The following is a 15,540-nucleotide window of genomic DNA, read 5'->3' as shown; positions in this document are numbered from 1 at the left end:
ACGTCTTTGCCGACCGGATCTACCGCGGAAATCAACTCCTCGACGCGCTCTCAGACTGCGGTCCATGGACTGTCGAGATCGTCGAGCGGCCCCAAGGCGTCAAAGGCTTCCAGCTTCTGCCGAGGCGGTGGGTGGTTGAACGCACATTCGCTTGGTTCGGCAGATGCCGCCGCCTCGCCAAGGACTTCGAGGCGACGGTGGCAACCGAAGCTGCCTGGCTGCTGATTGCACACATCAGGCTCCTGACCCGCAGACTCGCGGCTGCAGCTAAGGTTGGGTGATTTATGAGTCAGACTCTGAGGAGCCTGCGTAGCAGGCGTCTCGAAGGATGCACGGCCACCAGTCGGGCCGTCGATCCTTCGAGACGCGCTGCGCGCTCCTCAGGATGACGGACAGGCGTTTGCGCGAGCGAGATATTCAGCTCGTCAAATCATCGACACCAGCCCGCCGCCGTGGCGCTCGAGCTTGCCGGCGAGCTCGAGCTCGAGCAGCACCGCGCGGACCACGGCGGGTGACGCATCGGCCATCCGGATCAGATCGTCGAGGCTGATCGGGCTCGGCCCGAGCAGATCGATGATGCGGGCGCGATCGCCGCTATCAGTGGCAAAGTCCAGCGGCTCGTCGTCCTCGCGCGCGCCAAGCATCACCGGCCGCTCCATGATCGGCGTCACCGCGCTGATGACGTCGGCGGCTTCGGTGACCAAGGTGGCGCCTTGCTTGATCAAATCGTTGGCGCCGGCGGCGCGGGGATCGATCGGCGAGCCCGGCACCGCGAACACCTCGCGGCCCTGTTCGGCCGCCATCCGCGCCGTGATCAGCGAGCCCGAGCGGTGCGCGGCTTCGACGATCACGACACCGAGCGATGCGCCCGAGATCAGCCGGTTGCGGCGGGGGAAGTCGCGCGCCCGCGGCACGTGGCCGAGCGGCATCTCCGAGATCGCCGCGCCGTGCTCGAGCAGGGCGGCCAGCAGATCCTCATGCTCTGGCGGGTAGATGCGGTCGTGGCCGCCGGCCAGCACGGCGACCGTGCCGCTTGCAACGGTGGCGCGATGCGCCGCCTGATCGATGCCGCGGGCGAGGCCCGAGATCACGACAAAGCCGGCATCGCCGAGATCGCGCGCAAGCTGGCCTGCAAATTTCAGCCCGGCGCCGGAGGCATTGCGGGAGCCGACGATCGCGATCATCGGCCGCATCAGGGCCTCGCGCGCGCCGCGCACACCAAGCAGCGGCGGCGCGTCGTCGATGGTGGCAAGCCGCGCCGGATAATGCGCTTCCTCCGGTGCGACGAGATCGATGCCGAATTTGCGGCAGGCTGCGAGCTCTGCGGCGGCATCGGCCTCGCTGCAGATCCGTCCGGGGCCCGAGGCGCCGCCGCGGCGCGCCAGATCGGGCAGGCGCTCCAGCGCCTGCGCCGCATCGCCAAAATGGCGGAGCAGCGATGCAAAGGTGCGCGGGCCCGGTATTATGGCGCAAACGCCACAAGGCCTTTTATCGTCTGCGCCAAGCCAGCCATATAGTTGAAGCGCCGCTTGCTAGGACCAAAGCAATTGTGCCGGCGGCGATCGCCAATTCTATCGTCTGATGTTCTGGCGGCGAGGAGCGGTAAGTCCACGGCATTACCGAGATTAACAACAACAGAATAGCCGGAAGCAACGCCAGCGCGAGCAGTACAAAGGTTCGAAAGCGGGCCATGTGCGGTCACCTTTGGCTTCAAGCAGTCCGTTAAATTTCCTCCAGAACGACTTGTTCAAGCTCTAGCGCTGCAACGCACGCAAGAAAGAAGATCGCTGTAAACGATCCTCGCTTGAGCTTCATCGTGATCCCGGCCTCCGTCTCATCCTTGAGGCCATGTTTCTTCAGCCGCTTGACCAAGTCCGCGTAGGTCACGTCGGCTTTCTTCATTTCCGCCTTGAGGAAGGCACTGGCGCGCTGGCCCCATTCCTCTTCCGCCTTGGGTAGGACCATGGCATCTCCTATCGATTCCGTGAGCTAACAAATATGATAGACCGGCCTTGACTTCCGGTCAAACCCTTCATATCCGTTAGCTATCATATTCGATAGGATGCGGCAATGCGCGGCAGACCGACGAAAGACCCTCACACCCGACCGGCTATCAACACCCTTGAACGGCTCCATATGGAGCTAGGGGGCCAGATACTCGCCAACCGGCAACAGCACGACGCCTTGGCTGAGCAGATGCGGCACGTCGAGGCAGTCATCAAGATGCTGGACCCCGGCTACAACCTGGGGCGGATCGCGGTAAAGCGGCGGAAGCCCAACCCGTGGTTCAAGCGCGGCACCCTCTACAGGCGGGCGCTGGACGTGCTCAGGACGGCCACGGAACCGATGACCACCACGGAGCTGGCGAAGGCGGTTCTTGCCGCCCATGGCGTGCAGAACGCTACCGGCGACGACGTGCAAGGCATCGCGCTTGGTATCCAGCACAGCCTCAAAAACCATGAAGGGAAAGGCGTGCAGCGGGCCGGCGAGGCCAGCCCGGCACGGTGGCGGTTGATCTAGCCCTCCCGGTGCGATTGTATGCCCTTCAGCATTTGGGGGGGGCTTCTTTAAGTGACGGATTCTGAGCGTGAGCGGATCAAGCTGCGGGCGGCGGCGCTTGATCGGATTTCGACGGCTTGCACTACAATTGGTGTTCTAGCTCCCCTCGCAGGGGCTTTTTTCGGCGGCTCACCCTCAGTTCCAGCCGACTCGAAACTTTTCTTAGCCTGTGTTATTTATCTAGGTGCGGCATTGGTGCTCCACCACGCGGCCTTATATGTGCTAGACGGACTGGAAGAATGACGACGTTTTACCAGTACTTCGCGCTATACGGATTGCCGGTTTTGCTGGCTGCTGGCGGTTGGCTATACGCCGTCACCACCCGACGGGAATTTCGCGAGAAATATAGGCAGCACCACGCCAAGTGATCCGGCCGTCCCGCTATGCGTGATGGCGCTGCCAATAGCCGGTAAAGTCTACCGACTTGCCGCGCTTCAAAGCAAGCGCCGCAATGCGGTTCACCTGATCCCCATTCGAAACCCGGCGGTTGTCCTCACGCCATGAGGACTCCTGTGCGTAGCGAAGCAGGTACGCGCCAGCGATATGATGGTGGATACCGATCTCAGCACGACGCAAACGGCTGAAATATTCCTCAGCCTGATTAGTGCAGGCACCATCCAAGGAGTAAGCTTCTTGGTGGTTGATTCGTTTCATTTCAAAACGTTCGTGTAATCCATCCCAAGAAGCGGCTTCGTCGGCATGAACGACAGTCCCCTTCGCAATGCGGGCGCGAATGAAAGCGGCGGCTTGGCTTTCAGAGCCAAACACTGCTGGCACAGAATTGCCGCCGCGCTCACGGACGACGACGACGACCTTCCGTTTCCCATTCTGATTGCGGGCATATCGACGGTCGCGGCGATATTCTTTCTGGTTTGCTGGCTTTACGTAACCGCCAAAATAGCCGCCATCCACCTCAGCCGTTTTGCCTTCGCCACCGATGACGCGGCCCTTCAATTCATCCGCCATTGCCTCGCGCAGCTTGTGTAGGAGGACAAAGGCAGACTTGTAGGACAGCCCCAGGTCGCGGCTGAGCGCCAGCGCGGACTTGCCCTTCACCTCGTTGCAGAACACGGCAATGGCCGCCAGATAGCCGCGCAGGGGCAGCTTATGGCTGGCAAACAGCGTGCCGCTGGTAATGGTGAAGTCCTTCTTACAGCCCTTGCAGCGAAAGCGCAGGGAGCCGTTCGGGCGGCGTGCTTCGTAAGCCTCTACGGAGCCGCAGGACGGGCACACAGGAGCGCCATCGGTAGAAGCCCAACGGATAGCCTTGAAGGCCGTCTCGGCTTCCGCGTCAGTCATGCGGAAGACCTGAGCTAGGCTCAGGCTCTTTGCCGCTTTGCTGAGGAGGAAGTGTTGGGACACAGCCGTTACCTAACGAATACGATAGGTAACGAATATGATAGGTTTGGCTTTCAGTCAATAAATCTATCGTTTTCGTTAGGTCACGAATTCGTTAGGTTGCGGCGCGGTATTAGCTCTTGGGTGTATTGCAGCCCAAGGACTCCAATAGGTAGTATGCGGGATAATTTCGATTTGGTGATTTTCAAATGTCGTGGTTCAGGCGGCCAGAGGTCGTGTTGGCCTTTCTGGCGGGGGTCGCATTCATATCCCTCTGGGAAGTCCTATTAGCCTACCAAGCTGCTAATTGCTCCTATCAACAGGAGTACAAAGCTAAGTCCGCACCAGCCGATGGTCACGCTGCGCCTAGCAATAAGGCCAACGATGGGGATGCCCAGCACGGCCATAAAGCCATAAGCGAGCCATTCGTTTGTGGTGTCGCCGGCTTCCCTACGGCGGCTAGACAGTTCATGAACCACAATGAAGGGTTCGTTGTCGGCGGCTTCACCTTCTTGTTGGTCTTCGCGACTGCATGGCTCGTTTGGGCTACCATCAAGTTGTGGCAGGGCGCGGAGGAAACTTCCAAAAGGCAGTTGCGGGCGTATGTCAATGTCCAACGAATTGACATTGGTGTACCCGCCAATCCCCACAACGATTACACTTTCAAGGTTCGGCTTCAAAATACGGGGAATACTCCGACCAGACACGCGAGAGGTAATATCAGCGCCAAAACCTTTGAGGCCGACATCCCACCCGATTTTGATTTTCCAGACCTCGACCCGGGAAGGATCGCAACGCTCTTGATTGGGCCGGATCACGATGTCGTTAGCGGAGTCAATGTCCAACCCCATATTATCGATGAAGTCGGTCGCGGCGAGTGGCAGCTCTTCGTATGGGGATGGGTCGATTACAACGATGTTTTCGTGGGAACGGATCGACATCGTTTGGAATTTTGCTTCCACGTAAACATTACCGGAAACCCCACTGGCGGCGGATTTGCAATTAGCTTCGACCCATACCGTCGTCACAATGCAGCAGACGATGACTGTTCTCGCCCACCGGGCAGACCTTAACTCCACGCGCATCGTCCATTCCTTTCAAATGGACGGTATTCGGCGCGTGCCCTTGTGGCGTTTGCGCCATAATACCGCGCGGGCCGACATTGTCGGAGCGGATCAGCCGCAGGCGGTTGAGCCGTTCGGTGTCGGTCAGTTTTGTAGGGCTGGGCGAGCGGTCATGCATGCGGGGCGCAGCTTCGCCCAACCTGAGATTGTGATCAACTGCGACATTGGCGCAGCCGCGCGCGACGCGCTAAAAGCGCTTGGCAAGAAGCCGCCAAAAACCGTCAAGAACCATCAAGAAACAGGACGTCCGCCGATGATTTCGCTTGCCGATCTCCAACGCCGCATCGCCTCCGGCGAATTGTCCACCGATGCCGCCATCACGCAGACGCGGGACGCCATCGCGGCGCAGGACAAGACCATCGGCGCCTTCGTCCGCCTCGACGAGACGGCGCGTGCGCAACAAGCCGGGCCGTTGCGCGGGATTGCGGTCGGCATCAAGGACATCATCGATACCGCCGGCCTCCCGACCGAGATGGGCGCCGCGATCTATCGCGGGCATCAGCCGCGCGCCGACGCGCCCGTCGTAATGGCACTGAAGCAGGCCGGCGCCACCATCATCGGCAAGACCACCACGACGGCATTCGCGGCGAACGATCCGACCGCAACGCTCAATCCGCACAATCACGCGCACACGCCGGGCGGCTCGTCGTCGGGCTCGGCCGCAGCGGTCGCGGCCGGGATGATCCCGCTGGCGCTCGGCACGCAGACCGGCGGCTCGGTGATCCGGCCGGCCTCGTTCTGCGGCGTCGCCGCGATCAAGCCGAGCTACCGGCTGCTGCCGACCGTCGGCGTGAAATGCTTCTCCTGGACGCTCGATACGGTGGGACTGTTCGGCGCCGGCGTGCGCGACGTCGCGCTGGGGCTCGCTGCGATGACGAAGCGACCTGAGCTGGTGGTGCCGTCGCAGCTCGCCGCGCCGCGCATCGGCGTGGTGACGCAGGCCTTCGCCGATTCGCCTGAACCTTCCGGCGCGGAGGCGTTGCAGAAGGCGGCGCGCGCGGCGGAGCAGGCGGGTGCGACCGTGCGCGAGCTCGCGATGCCCGAGGTCATCGCGGAAGCCTGGCGGATCCATCCGGTGGTGCAGGAGTTCGAGGCGCATCAGTCGTTCGCCTGGGAATACGGTCAGAACTACGATGCGATGCCGCCGCTGCTGCGCGGCCGGCTCGACGAGAGCAAGGGCGGCACGCCGGCGGAGTACGACGCTGCAATGGACGTCACGCTGCGCGCACGGCTGGCGCTGGCCACGATCCTCACCGAGGTCGACGTGCTGCTGACGCTGTCGGCACCGGGCGCGGCACCCGAGGGTTTGGCGTCGACCGGCGATCCCCGTTACAACCGGCTCTGGACCTTGATGGGCGTGCCCTGCGTCAACGTGCCGACACTGACCGCCGAGGGCGGATTGCCGGTCGGCGTCACCGTGATCGCGGGGTTTGGCGACGACGCGAAGGCGCTGGCGGCCGCGAGCTTTGTCGAGGACGCGCTGAAGCGGTAGGCCTAGTCATTCCGGGGCGATGCGCCGCATCGAACCCGGAATCTCGCGCCACAACCTCTGGATTCCCCGGTGCGCAATTGCGCACCTGAGGTTCATCGCTGCGCGATGCCCCGACATACGTCACTTCCTCTCGCCGATCTTGCCTTCGGTACCGGCCTGCAGGCGCTGGATGTTCTCGCGGTGCATGTAGAACAGCAGCAGCGTCAGCACGGCGAACAGCGAGGCGAGCGCGTTGTGGCCGAACCACCACAGGAACAGCGGCGTCACGAACGCGGCGATCAGCGCCGACAGCGACGAGTAGCGCGTGGTGTAGGCGGTGCCGAGCCAGATCACGGCAAAGATCAGCGCCGCCGGCCAGAACAGGCCGAGCAGCACGCCGAGATAGGTCGCGACACCCTTGCCGCCGCGAAACTTGAGCCAGACCGGAAAGAGGTGGCCGAGGAAAGCCCCCAGCGCCGCCAGCATCGCCGCGTTCGGGCCGTCGATGGTGCCGGCGATGACGACGGCGACGGTCCCCTTCAGCATGTCGCCGAGCAGCGTCGCCGCGGCGAGGCCCTTGCGGCCGGTGCGCAGCACATTGGTGGCGCCGATATTGCCCGAGCCGACCGTGCGCAGATCCTGCGTGCCGGCCATCCTGGTCAGCACCATGCCGAACGGGATCGAGCCCAGCAGGTAGCCGATCAGGAAGGCGAGCGGCAGCAGCCCATCAGCAGACATCGCGGTGGTTCCCTGGAGCGGTCCCGCCCGCACCGGGCAGTGCCGTCAATGAAATATTAACCATAAATCCGCACCATGGCCTTGGTAATGAGGGAGCTTATCATGGCTTCTGTTCGCAGGCGGCTGGAGCAGTTTTTCTTTGTCGTTTACGTCGCGGCCATCGTCGTTGGCACAACGATGGAAGCGATGTCGCAACTCGCGTCGCGCTGAGTTCCACCCCAGTTTCAGACGTGTTCGTACACGGTCCGTCCGCCGACGATCGTCCGCGTCACGCGACCCGAGAAGCGGGCATCGTCGAACGGCGTGTTCTTGCACAGTGATTTGAGATCGTCGCGGTCGAGGACCCAGGGCGTGTCGGCGTCGATCACGATGACGTCGGCCGGCGCGCCCGCGCGCAGCGTGCCGCCGGGCAGGCCGAGCAGCTCCGCCGGCCGTGTCGACATCGCCCGGATCAGCGTCTTGAAGTCCATCTCGCCATTGTGGATCAGCCGCAGCGCCGCCGGCAGCATGGTCTGCAGACCGACTGCGCCGCTCGCCGCTTCCGCGAACGGCAGCCGCTTGACCTCGACGTCCTGCGGATTGTGGTCGCTCATCACGACGTCGATCAGCCCGGAGGCCAGCGCCGCGACCAGCGCCTTGCGGTCCTCCTCGGTGCGCAGCGGCGGGGCCAGCTTGAGGAAGGTGCGGTAGGGGCCGATGTCGTTCTCGTTCAGCGTCACGTGGTTGATCGAGACCGAGGCCGAGACATTGTGGCCGGCGTCGCGGGCGCGCTTGAGGATCTCCAGCGACTCGATCGAGGTCAGCGACGCCGCGTGATAGCGCCCGCCGGTCAGGCCCGCGAGGCGCATGTCGCGCTCGAGCATGATCGACTCGGCCGCGGTGGGAATCCCTGCGAGACCGAGCCTCGTGGCGAATTCGCCCTCGTTCATCACGCCTTCGCCCACCAGATTCGGATCCTCGGTGTGATGCACGATCAGCGCGTCGAAATCGCGGGCATAGGTCAGCGCGCGCCGCATCACCTGGGCGTTGGTGACGCTGCGGTCGCCGTCGGTGAAGGCGACGGCGCCGGCGGCCTTGAGCAGGCCGATCTCGGTCATCTCCTGGCCCTGCATGCCCTTGGTCAGCGCCGCCATCGGATGGATGTTGACGATCGCGGTGTCGCGGGCGCGGCGGAGCACGAAGTCGACCGTCGCCGAATTGTCGATCACCGGCGAGGTGTCGGGCTGGCAGATGATGGTGGTGATGCCGCCGGCCGCGGCGGCCTGGCTGGCGGAGGCGAAAGTCTCGCGATGGCTGGCGCCGGGCTCGCCGACAAAGGCGCGCATGTCGATCAGGCCGGGGGCCACGATCTTGCCGGCGCAATTGACGATGTCGGTGCCTTCGGGGACGCCGGCGGCGCCGATGCCGCGCTTGGCGTCACGGATGACGCCATCGGCGATCAGGACGTCGCCCGGACCGTCGAAATCGCGCGACGGATCGATGACGCGGGCGTTGGCGAGCAGGATGGGGCGGCGGTCGGTCAGCATCGGTCTCACGCGTTTGGCAGGTTGCGGGCGAGCGCTTCCAGCACCGCCATACGCACTGCCACACCCATTTCAACTTGTTCACGGATCAGCGACTGCGCGCCGTCGGCGACGAAGGTGTCGATCTCGACACCGCGGTTCATCGGGCCGGGATGCATCACCAGCGCATCCGGCTTGGCATAGCCGAGCTTCTTCTGGTCGAGGCCGAAATAGTGGAAATACTCGCCCGACGACGGCACGAAGGAGCCGTTCATGCGCTCGCGCTGCAGCCGCAGCATCATCACGATGTCGGCGCCGTTCAGCCCCTCGCGCATGTCGCGCGCGACCTCGACGCCCATCCGCTCGATGCCGGGCGGCAGCAGCGTGGAGGGGGCCACCACGCGGACGCGCGCGCCCATGGTGTTGAGCAGGAAGATGTTGGAGCGCGCCACGCGCGAATGCAGCACGTCGCCGCAGATCGCGATCGTCAGCCCCTCGAGCCGGCCCTTGTTGCGGCGGATCGTCAGGGCGTCGAGCAGCGCCTGGGTCGGGTGCTCGTGGCTGCCGTCGCCGGCGTTGATCACGGAACCGTCAACCTTGCGCGCCAGAAGCTCGACCGCGCCGGAGGCGTGGTGGCGTACCACGAGAATGTCCGGGTGCATCGCGTTCAGTGTCACCGCGGTGTCCATCAGGGTCTCGCCCTTGCGGGTCGACATCGATGACACCGACATGTTCATGACGTCGGCGCCCAGGCGTTTTCCGGCGATCTCGAACGAGGACTGGGTCCGGGTCGAGGCCTCGAAGAACAGATTGACCTGGGTACGGCCGCGCAGGCTGGCGCGCTTCTTGTCGACCTGGCGGTTGAGCTCGACATACTCCTCGGAGAGGTCGAGCAGGCCCGTGATGTCGTCAGCGGAAAGGCCCTCGATGCCCAGCAGATGCCGGTGACCGAGGACAAAAGTCGATTTCAATGATGGGGTCATTAAAGCGAGAGCTATAGGCGCGGATGGCCGGTGGGGCAAGCGCGAAGAGGGCTCGCGGGAGTTTTCCCCGAGTAAGATGTCGCCGCCTTCCCGGCGGTGCTGCCGGGGCTCGCCGCGGGACATCCGCGCCTTGCTTTTGCGGGGGTTTCCGGAACAAGACGTGGATGGCCGGGCATAGGCGGAGCGGCAGCGACGCCGTCCTCCTGGGGCTATACCCGGCCGTGACGGCGGAGCGAGACCTCGTGAAAATTGTCGTGATCGCATGGATGACCATCGCGTTGATCCCGGGGGCGATCTCGCCTGCCTTCGCTCAGAACTTGCCCGGCGACTTCGCGTTCCTCCGCGACATCGATCCGACCATCATCCAGGACATCCGCTACGCCGGCGCGAACAATTTCATGGGTCGGCCGCTCGCGGGCTATGGCGCGGCGGAATGCGTGGTGAAGCGGGAGGTCGGGCTCAGGCTCAAGGCCGTGCAACAGAAACTGGCCCGGCAAAGACTGTCGCTGAAGATGTTCGATTGCTACCGGCCGGCCCGCGCTGTCGCCGACATGGTGGCGTGGTCGAAGAACGGCACCGAGACCGCCGCCGAGCGGCGCTACAACCCGGCCTTTTCGAAGGCGGATCTGTTCCGCCTCGGCTACATCGCCACCCATTCGGGGCATTCGACAGGGGCCGCGGTCGATCTCACGTTGGTCGATCTTGGTGCCGACAATTCGCACAAGTTCGATCCGTCCAGGGACTATGCCGACTGCACCGCGCCGGCCGCCGCGCGCGCTCCGGAGGGCAGCGTCGACATGGGCACCGGTTACGATTGTTCCGACCTGAAGGCCCACACCGCGACGGGCTCGATCACGCCTGCGCAGAAGCGCTGGCGCGCCATGCTGGTCGCGGCGATGGCCCGGCAAGGGTTCGCGAACTATGCCAAGGAATGGTGGCACTTTTCGCTGCCGCGGGCAGGCGGGCCGGCCTACGACTTCCCGATCGTCCGGGCGCGGTAGCGTTTTCGAGAAGTGGACGCCGGTTCGCGTGAAGAAAACGCCTCAGAACAAGAGACTGGAGCTTCGATTCTGTTTCAATCAGAACCGAAACTCTAGGGCAGGATTTTCCTCAAATCCGAAGCATTTTCGCAAGACGACGCTTGCCATCGCAAAAGTAGCCGAGCGCGCTTTCAACACTCCTTAATTGTGGCCGTATGAAGTGCGGGCAACACGGGAGCATGCAGCATGCGTTTCGCAGCCATTGCAATTGTTGTCGTCGGCGTCGCCGGCGTCTTGATTTACGATCGACACGACAAGAGCGCGAATTATCGGCGCGTCGATGCCCGCATCAGCGGCGTCAGCGAGCAATGCTATCTGGAAAAGGTCGAGCGCGGGGTCATCACCAAGACGACATCGACCTCCGATCTGACCCGCTGCGAGATTGCGGAACTGCTGCGCAAGGAGCACCCGAAGTGGCAGGGCTATGACGTGAAGCACAAGATCGAGGTGAAGGTCGTCTATGTCTCGCCGGTCGACGGGGCCACCCACCAGTCGAGCCTGCAGATGTCCTACTTCCCCAACGGCAAGCCGCTGCGCGCCGGGGACGTGTTTCCCGTCCTTGCCTCCAAGACCAAGGCGGACAAGACGCGTTCGATCTGACCGCCGCTGTTCGACACGACGGAAGCACAACCATGCGCCTTGGCCTCTACGCTATGATCGCTGTCACCGTCGCGAGCTTCTATGTCTATAGCGAGCTCGACAAGCGGTTGAACTTCCGGCCGATCGATGCGCGCGTCAGCAGCGTCAAGGAACAATGCTACATGGAGAAGACCGAGGGGTCGCGAAGCTCGACCTCCGATCTGTTGCCGTGCGAGCTTACCGAGCTGCTGGCACGCCATCATCCGAAGTGGCAGGGCGCCGACATCAAGCACAAGATCGAGATCCGGTTTGCCTACATCTCGCCGGTGGACGGCGCCGCGCATGAGTCCAACCTGCAGTTGGCGGCCTATCCCGATAACCGGCAATTGAGCAGCGGCGACATTTTTCCTGTCCAGGCTTCCAGGAAGGAGGCGAACCGGACCCGCGTCAATGACTGGGTCGACCGCTGGCTCGGCCGCCATGCGCCCAAGCGCGCAAGCATCTAAAGCATGGAAGCATCCAGCGGACGTGTACTTTTCGCTGCCCCGCGTCGGCTCGCAGGCTTATGATCCTCCGATTCCATTGCGCCGCGGCTGGCCCGTGATCCCGGCCGGAAGAGGCCGGTTGTCCAGGCCGCATGCGTGCAGACCAGTTGCCGAGGAGACCATGACGCAGGCTCCGTTTGCCACCCACGACGTCTTCAACCAGTCGCCGCCGTTCGAAAATATCGACCTGTTCACGGTGGATGCGCCGCTCGCCGCGGCGGTTGCCGCCAATGGCGGGGCGGCGGCAACGGCTGAGCTGTCGGATTTCGGCAAGCATTGGGGATCCGCCGCCATGGCGGAGCGCGGCCGCGTTGCCAACGAGAACACGCCGAAACTGCGGCTGTTCGATGCCAGGGGCAATCGCCGCGACGAGGTCGAGTTTCACCCGGCCTATCACGAGCTGATGGCGCACTCCGCGCATGCCGGCGTGCACAATTCGACCTGGAGCGCCGACGGCAGGCCGGCCGGCGGGGCGGCCGAGGTGGTGCGCGCGGCAAGGTTCTACATCGCCGCGCAGGTCGAGACCGGCCATCTCTGCCCGATAACGATGACGCGCGCCTCGGTCGCGGCGCTGGCCTCGCAGCCGGACATTCTGGCGAAGACGATGCCGGTGATCGGAACGCGCGCCTACGATCCCACCTTCGCGCCGTGGTGGACCAAGCGCGGCATGACCCTCGGCATGGGCATGACGGAAAAGCAGGGCGGCACGGATGTGCGCGCCAACATGACGCGCGCCGCGCGCGACGTCGAGGCCTGGCGCATCACCGGGCACAAATGGTTCATGTCGGCGCCGATGTGCGACGCCTTTCTGGTGCTGGCGCAGACCATGAATGGGCTGAGCTGCTTCTTCATGCCGCGCTTTGCGCCCGACGGCATGGTCAACGCGATCCGCTTCCAGCGCCTGAAGGACAAGCTCGGCAATCGCTCCAATGCCTCGTCGGAGGTCGAATTCCACGGCGCTTATGCCGAGCTGATCGGCGAGGAGGGCAAGGGCATCCGCACCATCATCCAGATGGTGCAGCTGACGCGGCAGGATTGTGCGATCGCATCCGCCGGGCTGATGCGCTCGGGACTGGCGCATGCGCTCAATCACGCGCGGCACCGCAGCGTGTTCCAGAAGCATCTCGCCGACCAGCCGCTGATGCAGGCGGTGCTGTCGGACATGGCGCTGCATGTCGAGGCGTCCGTCGCGCTGGTGATGCGGCTCTGCCGTGCCTTCGATCGCGCGCCGGCCGATGCGGGCGAGGCCGCCTATATGCGGCTGCTGACGCCGGCGATCAAATACTGGACCTGCAAGAGCGCGCCCGGCTTCCTCTATGAGGCGATGGAGTGCCTCGGCGGCAATGGCTATGTCGAGGAAGGCATTTTGGCGCGCCATTACCGGGAGTCGCCGGTCAACGCGATCTGGGAGGGGTCCGGCAACGTGATGTGCCTCGACGTGCTGCGCGCGCTCGGCCGCGAGGCTGACGCCGCACTCGCGGTGCTGCGCGCGCTCGCCGAGGAGACCAAGGGCCTGCCGGGCGCCGCCGAGGCCGTTGCCTCGATCGGGCAGTCGTTCCGCCGGCCGGACAGCGAGCGCGTCGCGCGACTTGCGGTCGAGCAGCTGGCGCTCCTGGCGGCAACCGCGGCGCTCAACCAGGTCTCGCCGGAAAACGCCGAGTTGTTCGCGGCGACACGGCTTGCCGAACGCCACGCCGGCATGTACGGCGCGGTGGACTTATCCGATGCCGATCAGCGCGCGCTGCTGGCGCGGGCGCTGCCATGACCACATTGACCACCGTCATGCCCGGCCTTGTGCCGGGCATCCACGTCTTTGCTTCGACAGGGCAAGGAAAGACGTGGATGGCCGGGACAAGCCCGGCCATGACGAATTGATAGAGCCGAGGTTCGCTGATGGATTCTCTCACGCCGCAAGACGCGACTGCCGCGATCGAACCGCCGCCGCTCCCCCCGCGGGTCTGGAAATTCTGGGGCACCGCGCTGTGGGGCCTGTTGATCTTCGCCGCGATGTTCGTCGGCCAGGTCACGGTCATCGTCTGGCGCATCGTCGCGCAGGGCGGGGAGGTGTCGTCGGCCGGCATCACCCATGTGGTCGCCGACGGCCTGACGATCTCGCTCTCGGTCCTCGCCGGCCTGCCGATGGTGTTGCTGGTGCTGTGGTTTGCGATCCGCAGGACCCGGATCCCGTTCGCCGATTATCTCGGGCTGCGCGGGACGTCGTGGAAGAACGTGATCATCGGCGTCGTCGCGCTCGTCGTGCTGGTGGGGGCCTGGGACATGGTGTCCCGCGCCGCCGGCCGCGAGGTGTCGCCGGGCTTCATGGGCGACGTACTGAAATCGGCGCAGGAGCACAGTGCACTGTGGCTCCTGGTGATCGCCTTCGCCGTGGCCGCGCCGCTCTGGGAGGAACTGTTCGCACGCGGCTGGCTCTACCGCGGCTGGTCGGAATCCGCGCTCGGACCCTATGGCGCGATCCTGCTGTCGTCGATCGTTTGGACCGTGATGCACCTGCAGTACGACTGGTTTTTCCTCTGCCAGGTGCTGACGATCGGCCTCCTGTTCGGCTATTTGCGCTTCCGCACCGGCTCGACCTGGCTGACCATCCTGCTGCACGGGCTGAACAATTTCGCTGCGACGATCCAGACCTGGTGGCTGGCGGGCTGAGAGTTCCCTATGCTAGGTTGAAGCTAGGCCTACCTTCGCTGCAACGTTGTTGCAGAAGAATCCCATATGTCGAACTTCGAGAATGCCAACGCGCCGGTACCGGCACCGCCGCAGCGGACCTGGGATTTCGTGGAGACGGCATTCGTCATCCTGATCGCTTACGGCGTTTTTACGCTGGTTGGAGGTTGGGCCATGACGATCATCATCGCGGCGCAAGACGGCGTAGCCAGAATGTCGCCGGCTCAATTGCGGGATTTCGCCGCCCAGGGGCGATGGTACGGCGCTGGCCTTACCATCGCGAGCCCCTTGACGATCGGCGTGCTCTGGATCGCGATCCGGAAGGCTCGCCGCGGGTTCGAGGAATATCTCGCGCTCAACTGACCGAGCCCGGCCGAAGCCATGCGCGCATTTGCAATCTTTGCCGGCATTCTGCTCGTTGAATCGGTCATCAATTCGAGTGTTGGTGGCTAGGGGGCCGCGGTGGACCCGGTCTTCGTGGTCAAGGGCGCGAACGGCTTGATGATCCTGCTCATCGGTACCTGCATTGCAGGACCCATCATGGAAGAGTTCCTCATTCGTGGCTTCTTGTATCGCGGCTGGTCGGAGTCGTTTCTGGGTCCGATCGGAGCGATCGTTCTGACCGCCGCCGTCTGGGCTATGACCCACACACAGTATGACGTTTATGGGAAGTTGGAGATATTCGGGATGGGATTGGCGCTGGGCTATTGCCGTTGGCGCAGCAACTCAACCTGGCTGACGGTCATGATCCATTCCGCCCTCAACACATTCATCTTTTTCGTGACAGGCCCGTATGTCTAGGGCCCAACGGCTGCGATCACGATTGGCATCGTGATGTCCGGGATCGTCTGCGGCGTGATCATCATCCGGAACCAGCGCCGGTGCGTCGCCAGCCATCGGAAGGTTGGAGGATGCCAGCGGCCCCCTCGAGTGCTATGATCTGGATCAATGAATGAGCGCGGGCCGGACTGAAACCAGG

Annotated in this window: 17 protein-coding genes and 1 pseudogene; 10 read left to right on the top strand and 8 right to left on the bottom strand. The window is 63.8% G+C overall.

All coding sequences use genetic code 11. The annotated features are described in order from the left end of the window. On the top strand, positions 1 to 281 hold a 281-nt coding region (locus tag J6525_RS12975), incomplete at its 5' end, for a transposase (protein WP_225644838.1). Between the two features lie 144 nt (positions 282 to 425). On the opposite strand, the pseudogene dprA reads toward J6525_RS12975, so the two are convergent. Beyond that, positions 426 to 1,457, bottom strand: a pseudogene (gene dprA, locus J6525_RS12970) (DNA-processing protein DprA); the annotation flags it as partial. A gap of 265 nt (positions 1,458 to 1,722) precedes the next feature. After that, entirely contained in the window at positions 1,723 to 1,965 is a 243-nt protein-coding gene (locus tag J6525_RS12965; protein ID WP_211990039.1) for a DUF6471 domain-containing protein, read from the bottom strand. 105 nt (positions 1,966 to 2,070) lie between these two features. Between J6525_RS12965 and J6525_RS12960 the strand changes: the two genes are divergently transcribed. Continuing rightward, the gene (locus J6525_RS12960) at positions 2,071 to 2,520 is read left to right on the top strand and encodes a hypothetical protein (protein WP_225644836.1); all 450 of its coding nucleotides are present in this window, start codon (positions 2,071 to 2,073) and stop codon (positions 2,518 to 2,520) included. 420 nt (positions 2,521 to 2,940) lie between these two features. Here J6525_RS12960 and J6525_RS12955 read toward each other — a convergent pair whose 3' ends face one another. The 3 genes from J6525_RS12955 to J6525_RS12945 form a co-directional block, all read right to left on the bottom strand. Next, the gene (locus J6525_RS12955) at positions 2,941 to 3,921 is read right to left on the bottom strand and encodes an IS1595 family transposase (protein ID WP_225644834.1); all 981 of its coding nucleotides are present in this window, start codon (positions 3,919 to 3,921) and stop codon (positions 2,941 to 2,943) included. 263 nt (positions 3,922 to 4,184) lie between these two features. Then, positions 4,185 to 4,859, bottom strand: coding sequence for a hypothetical protein (locus J6525_RS12950; RefSeq protein ID WP_225644832.1), 675 nt, complete (start codon positions 4,857 to 4,859; stop codon positions 4,185 to 4,187). A gap of 40 nt (positions 4,860 to 4,899) precedes the next feature. Beyond that, positions 4,900 to 5,139, bottom strand: a complete 240-nt coding sequence (locus tag J6525_RS12945) for a hypothetical protein (protein ID WP_225644830.1) — start codon at positions 5,137 to 5,139, stop codon at positions 4,900 to 4,902. Positions 5,140 to 5,274: 135 nt separating this feature from the next. Here J6525_RS12945 and J6525_RS12940 point away from each other — a divergent pair, with 135 nt between their 5' ends. Then, positions 5,275 to 6,513 (top strand): amidase, encoded by a 1,239-nt coding sequence (locus tag J6525_RS12940; RefSeq protein ID WP_225644828.1) that lies wholly within the window; start codon positions 5,275 to 5,277, stop codon positions 6,511 to 6,513. A 120-nt stretch (positions 6,514 to 6,633) separates the two neighbouring features. Here the strand turns inward: J6525_RS12940 and plsY are convergent, their stop codons facing one another. The 3 genes from plsY to J6525_RS12925 all read right to left on the bottom strand — a co-directional run bounded on the left by plsY (position 6,634) and on the right by J6525_RS12925 (position 9,715). After that, positions 6,634 to 7,230: a glycerol-3-phosphate 1-O-acyltransferase PlsY gene (gene plsY, locus J6525_RS12935; RefSeq protein WP_225644826.1), complete on the bottom strand. Its 597-nt coding sequence runs from the start codon at positions 7,228 to 7,230 to the stop codon at positions 6,634 to 6,636. Positions 7,231 to 7,454: 224 nt separating this feature from the next. Beyond that, on the bottom strand, positions 7,455 to 8,756 hold the full coding sequence (locus J6525_RS12930) for a dihydroorotase (RefSeq protein WP_141341912.1): 1,302 nt from the start codon (positions 8,754 to 8,756) through the stop codon (positions 7,455 to 7,457). A gap of 5 nt (positions 8,757 to 8,761) precedes the next feature. After that, entirely contained in the window at positions 8,762 to 9,715 is a 954-nt protein-coding gene (locus J6525_RS12925) for an aspartate carbamoyltransferase catalytic subunit (RefSeq protein WP_026192854.1), read from the bottom strand. 266 nt (positions 9,716 to 9,981) lie between these two features. On the opposite strand from J6525_RS12925, the gene J6525_RS12920 reads away from it, so the two are divergent. The 7 genes from J6525_RS12920 to J6525_RS12890 all read left to right on the top strand — a co-directional run bounded on the left by J6525_RS12920 (position 9,982) and on the right by J6525_RS12890 (position 15,362). Beyond that, a complete protein-coding gene (locus J6525_RS12920) occupies positions 9,982 to 10,716 on the top strand; it encodes a M15 family metallopeptidase (protein ID WP_225644851.1) in 735 nt (244 codons plus the stop codon). Between the two features lie 225 nt (positions 10,717 to 10,941). Next, on the top strand, positions 10,942 to 11,355 hold the full coding sequence (locus J6525_RS12915; RefSeq protein ID WP_225644825.1) for a hypothetical protein: 414 nt from the start codon (positions 10,942 to 10,944) through the stop codon (positions 11,353 to 11,355). Between the two features lie 32 nt (positions 11,356 to 11,387). Continuing rightward, positions 11,388 to 11,840: a hypothetical protein gene (locus J6525_RS12910; RefSeq protein WP_225644823.1), complete on the top strand. Its 453-nt coding sequence runs from the start codon at positions 11,388 to 11,390 to the stop codon at positions 11,838 to 11,840. Positions 11,841 to 12,000: 160 nt separating this feature from the next. Further along, a complete protein-coding gene (locus J6525_RS12905) occupies positions 12,001 to 13,644 on the top strand; it encodes an acyl-CoA dehydrogenase family protein (protein WP_225644821.1) in 1,644 nt (547 codons plus the stop codon). Positions 13,645 to 13,772: 128 nt separating this feature from the next. Next, the gene (locus tag J6525_RS12900; protein WP_225644819.1) at positions 13,773 to 14,543 is read left to right on the top strand and encodes a CPBP family intramembrane glutamic endopeptidase; all 771 of its coding nucleotides are present in this window, start codon (positions 13,773 to 13,775) and stop codon (positions 14,541 to 14,543) included. Between the two features lie 66 nt (positions 14,544 to 14,609). Then, positions 14,610 to 14,924, top strand: coding sequence for a hypothetical protein (locus J6525_RS12895; RefSeq protein WP_225644818.1), 315 nt, complete (start codon positions 14,610 to 14,612; stop codon positions 14,922 to 14,924). Between the two features lie 99 nt (positions 14,925 to 15,023). Further along, a complete protein-coding gene (locus J6525_RS12890) occupies positions 15,024 to 15,362 on the top strand; it encodes a CPBP family intramembrane glutamic endopeptidase (RefSeq protein ID WP_225644815.1) in 339 nt (112 codons plus the stop codon). Positions 15,363 to 15,540: the final 178 nt, after the last annotated feature.

It is taken from the genome of Bradyrhizobium australafricanum, assembly GCF_020329495.1.
In the GTDB taxonomy this organism is placed as follows: Bacteria; Pseudomonadota; Alphaproteobacteria; order Rhizobiales; family Xanthobacteraceae; genus Bradyrhizobium; species Bradyrhizobium australafricanum.
Note: the sequence above shows the minus strand (reverse complement) of the source record. Positions and strands in the feature narration are given on the sequence as shown.